2 protein-coding genes are annotated in these 4,199 nt (G+C 62.9%); one reads left to right on the top strand and one right to left on the bottom strand.

Features of this window, described 5'->3' with window-relative positions:
* Positions 1-62: 62 nt before the first annotated feature.
* The gene (locus tag NW819_RS12870) at positions 63-1,613 is read right to left on the bottom strand and encodes a YifB family Mg chelatase-like AAA ATPase (protein WP_414413982.1); all 1,551 of its coding nucleotides are present in this window, start codon (positions 1,611-1,613) and stop codon (positions 63-65) included.
* 469 nt (positions 1,614-2,082) lie between these two features.
* On the opposite strand from NW819_RS12870, the gene NW819_RS12865 reads away from it, so the two are divergent.
* Complete coding sequence (locus NW819_RS12865; protein ID WP_414413981.1) at positions 2,083-4,056, top strand: peptidase M3; 1,974 nt, start codon at positions 2,083-2,085, stop codon at positions 4,054-4,056.
* Positions 4,057-4,199 lie beyond the last annotated feature (143 nt).

Genomic DNA, 4,199 nt, shown 5'->3' with positions numbered 1-4,199 from the left:
GGAAACTCCCTCTGGGAGGGGGGCTGGGGGTGGTCGCGTCAGCGGCGCCGAGCGCTTGAGCTCTACAGCCGAGCGCGATCCAGGCTGCGGTATTGAATCGCTTCGGCAATGTGGGTGGGGGCAATGGCCTCCGCGCCCTCGAGATCGGCGATGGTGCGGGCCACCTTGAGGATGCGGTCGCTCCCCCGCGCAGACAGGCCCAGCTTTTGGATGGCGTTCTCCAAGAGCTTGCGACAGGGATCCGAAAGGGAGCACCACTGCCGCAGGTGGCGGGATTGCATCTGGGCGTTGCAGTGGATCCCAGGCTCGTTTTGAAAGCGCTGCCGCTGCCGTTGTCGTGCCCGCTCCACCCGCCGCTGCACCGCTTGGGAAGATTCGCCGCCCTGGGCGCGGACAATTTCTTCCGGCTTAAGGCGGTTGACCCGCACCTGCAGGTCGATGCGATCCAGCAGCGGGCCGGAGAGCTTGGACCAGTAGCGCTCCCGCTGTTGCGGCGTACAGGTGCAGGGGTGAACGGGATCCCCGTAGAAGCCGCAGGGACAGGGGTTGGTGGAGGCCACCAGGGTGGTTTGGGCGGGAAACTCCAGGGAAACGCGGGCGCGGGAGATGGTAACCTTGCCATCTTCCAGGGGTTGGCGCAGCACCTCCAGCACCTCCCGCCGGAATTCCGTCAGCTCATCCAGGTACAGGATGCCATGGTGGGCCAGCGAGATTTCCCCGGGCTTGGGGTAGGGGCCGCCACCCACCAGCGCCACTGCCGAAGCCGAATGGTGGGGAGCGCGAAAGGGCCGCTGGGTGATCAAGGCGGTTTGTCCACCCAGGTGGAGATTTTGCCGCAACAGGCCGGCTGCCGAGTAGATGCGGGTGATCTCCAACATCTCTTCCCACTGCAACTGGGGCAAAATGCCGGGCAGTCGCCGGGCCAACATGGTTTTGCCCGCCCCAGGGCTGCCCACCAGCAACAGGTTGTGCCCACCTGCCGCCGCTATCTCCAAGGCCCGCCGGGCGTGTTCTTGTCCTTTTACGTCCGCCAAGTCCAGAGGGGATTCCCAATTGGCCGACACCATCTGTTGCGGTTGGATCTGGATCGGCTTAACCCCGTTCGGGTGCTGCAGCCAGTTCACCACCGCCGCCAAGGAAGGCAACCCATACACTTGGATCCCTTGCACCACCGCTCCTTCCGGCCCATTTTCCTGGGGTACCACCAGGCGGCGGATCCCCATCTCGGCAGCGCTGGCGGCAATAGGCAGAACCCCGGCCACCGGGCGTAGGGTGCCGTCTAGGGCCAATTCCCCCACCATCAGGGTGTTGGCCAGCGCTTCCCCCTCGATCACCCCGGAGGCCGCCAAGATCCCGATGGCAATGGGCAGATCGAAGCTGGGGCCCTCTTTGCGCAGATCGGCAGGGGCCAAGTTGACGATGATCCGCCGCTGGGGTAAAGCAAAGCCGGAGTTCTTGATCGCCGCCCGCACTCGCTCTTTGGCCTCCTGAACGGCAGTATCGGGCAGTCCCACCAAGGTGATCTGGGGCAAGCCACCGCCCACATCCACCTCCACCGTAACCTGCACGGCCCGGAGTCCCAGCAGAGCGGCAGCAGTGACTTGGGCAAACAATGCAGTCACCTCCCTCGGATAGTTCTTTTACCCTTTGCACAAGTGGCCGCAGGCCTATTCTGTCCCAACACGTATCCTGGCCGAAATTGGGATCCCCACACTGCCGGCTGCATTTGCCCAAGGAGAATGTCACAATCATCTCAGGTTTTTCCTGCCCCCAAGGAGGCACGTCGGTTTTCGCAGTCGCAGTCTTTAATGAATGCGGGATCCCGGATCCGAGCTTGCCGAATGGCTCAGGCTTGGGTTGGCTGTTGCTGCCGCCTTTGCGCAGCACAGCAGCGGTGAGGCTATGTTCTGACCAGGATGGGAACCCCCAGGGGGGGATAGCAGGGATCCGGATCCCTCTGATCGCAGCCTGCACCTCCAACCCAGATTTCCCCAGCCATTTGCCCTTTGGCAGAGGTCAAAAGGCGGGCACACCCCTCTGCCGACAAGCCAACAGAGGGACGACCCCATCTCTAGGAGGCTGATGCCGGTGGTCTTTCCTGCTGCTGAACCCCCTTTCGAGCGTTTCTCTGGCTCTGGGAAAAAGCGCGCCCTAACCTGGAATGAACTGGAGGAGCAGGTGCAGCAGTTTGCCCAGCGCTACCGGGGGCAGGTGGTCCAGCTCAGCCCGCCAGAGCTGGCGGTGGCGCTGCAGGAGTTGTCGGAGCTGACGCAGGCGCTCGCCCTGGCAGCCCATCTTGCCGAGGGTTGCGAGAGCAGCAGCCTTCCAACAGCGATCCCGGCTGAGGCCGAACCAGAGATGGCCTGGACGAAGGCAGACCCCAGCTGGAGGGATCTGGAGCGGGTCATCTCCCTGCAGAGCCAGCTGTTGTTTTTCCCCCTGGAACTGCAATCCCTGACCGCCGTTCCCCTCGGCGAACCCGCAGCTGAGACGCCGCAGGAGCGAGAGGATCGGCCCTCGGATCCCTTGGCCGCTGCTTGTGCCGAGCCGGAGCTGCGCCCCTTTCGCCAGTTTTTGTGTCGCCTCCTGCAGCAGCGGGGTCACCAACAACCGGAGCCTCTGGAGTGCCTGCTCCACCAACAGTACCCAACAGGAAGGTTAGCTTGGCGGCAGTTGTGGCAAGTGACCCTGAACTCGCCTGCTGCGCTCCCAGAGCACACTCTTGTCCAGCTGCAGAGCTTACAAACTCACGCCAGCGCGGAGATCCGCTGGGTGGCCTACCAGCGGCTAGTCCAACACCTAGAAGCCCATGCCGATCTGGGTGGGTTTATCCTCAGCACCCTGATCCGAGACCACCTGTGGGAGGCCCAATGGCGGGGCTATGACTCTGCTGCCGAGCTGTATCTGGCCCGCCAGGGCCTGACTCAGACCTTTTTGGAGAACCTATTGGAAGGGATCCGCGATCGGTTGGATCTGTTCCAGCGCTATTACCGCCTCAAAAGCCGAAACATGGGACGTTCCATTCGCATCTGCGATCTGCATGCGCCCTGGGGGGATCCCGTTCCACCCCTGACCTCTGCTGAGGCCACCTCTCTAATCTGGGCAGCCCTGCAGGACTTCTGCCCCGAGTGTGCGGCCCAGGCCAAACCCTGGCTGCTAGAAGTCGGCTCGGCAATCGAGGCAGACAAGCCCAATCGCGCAGCGGGCGCAGCCTTTCGCCCCGGCGAAACGGAGTTCTCGCCCAGGTCGCGAGAAACGGGATCCGGCGGGAGCGAGCTCTTGTTGAAGACCCTTGCCACCCTCAGCCGGCGGCTCCGGCCTGAGGATCCCCAAGTTTGGCTGGATCTGGAGGAGATGCAGGGGAGTTCCGCACTGCTGCCGCGAGCGTGGGGGGTGCAGGCTCACACCGTCTTTTTGCAGCAAATACTCCTGGATCACCTGGTTGCCTCAGCAGTGGGATCCCCTCGCATGGGCAGGCCTGCTCTTTACGACCCAGAGGGGCAAACTGCTCCGCAGCGCTGGCGGGAACGCTCCGGCAGCCTCCAGTTGGCCCAGGCCCTGTTGATACACCATTTGGAAGCCCAGTTGCAGGCGGTGTTTTACCAGAGCTTGATCAGTCGGCTGGAGCTGCTCCTCTATCGGTCGGGGATCCCCGAATGGGAAAACGGTGTAACCTACTCCTCCTGGGTGAGCGAAGAGTGGTTGAAGCTGTGTCAGGAGCTGTGCGGAGATGCGGTGGAACTGTTGCCAGAACACCAGTTCTACTGGGTGGGGATGCCGGAGCTGTTTCTCCACCCCTTTAGTGCCTATCAGGCCAGCCTTGCCAGCCTGGTGGCCTTGGCCTGTCACCGCCGCTATCACAGGTTCTCCGCGCAACTTCTGCCCCACTACCTCCGTTGGTTGGCCAGCCCGCCCGGATCCCTGACTTTGGAAGAAACCACCCAGCTGCTGCAGGCAGATCTGAGCGACCCAGGGGGAGTGTTGCAGGCGCTGGAGGAGCTGGAGCATTGGATCGAGACGCTAGAAAAGCTGCTGGAAGAGAATCCAGATCACTGAACCAACGATGACCCACCCTTGTTCTCTTGGACATAGGCGTGCTCTGCGGCGGGAAGAACTCTGGAACCCTGTACCCGACTCCTGCGAACCCACCCCAGCGGAGCCAGCCGTTAAAGCGCGTCCCTTCCTAAAATGGGCAGGGG

The sequence above is a fragment of the Synechococcus sp. R8-2 genome, assembly GCF_047461715.1.
Lineage (GTDB): Bacteria > Cyanobacteriota > Cyanobacteriia > Thermostichales > Thermostichaceae > Thermostichus.
Note: the sequence above shows the minus strand (reverse complement) of the source record. Positions and strands in the feature narration are given on the sequence as shown.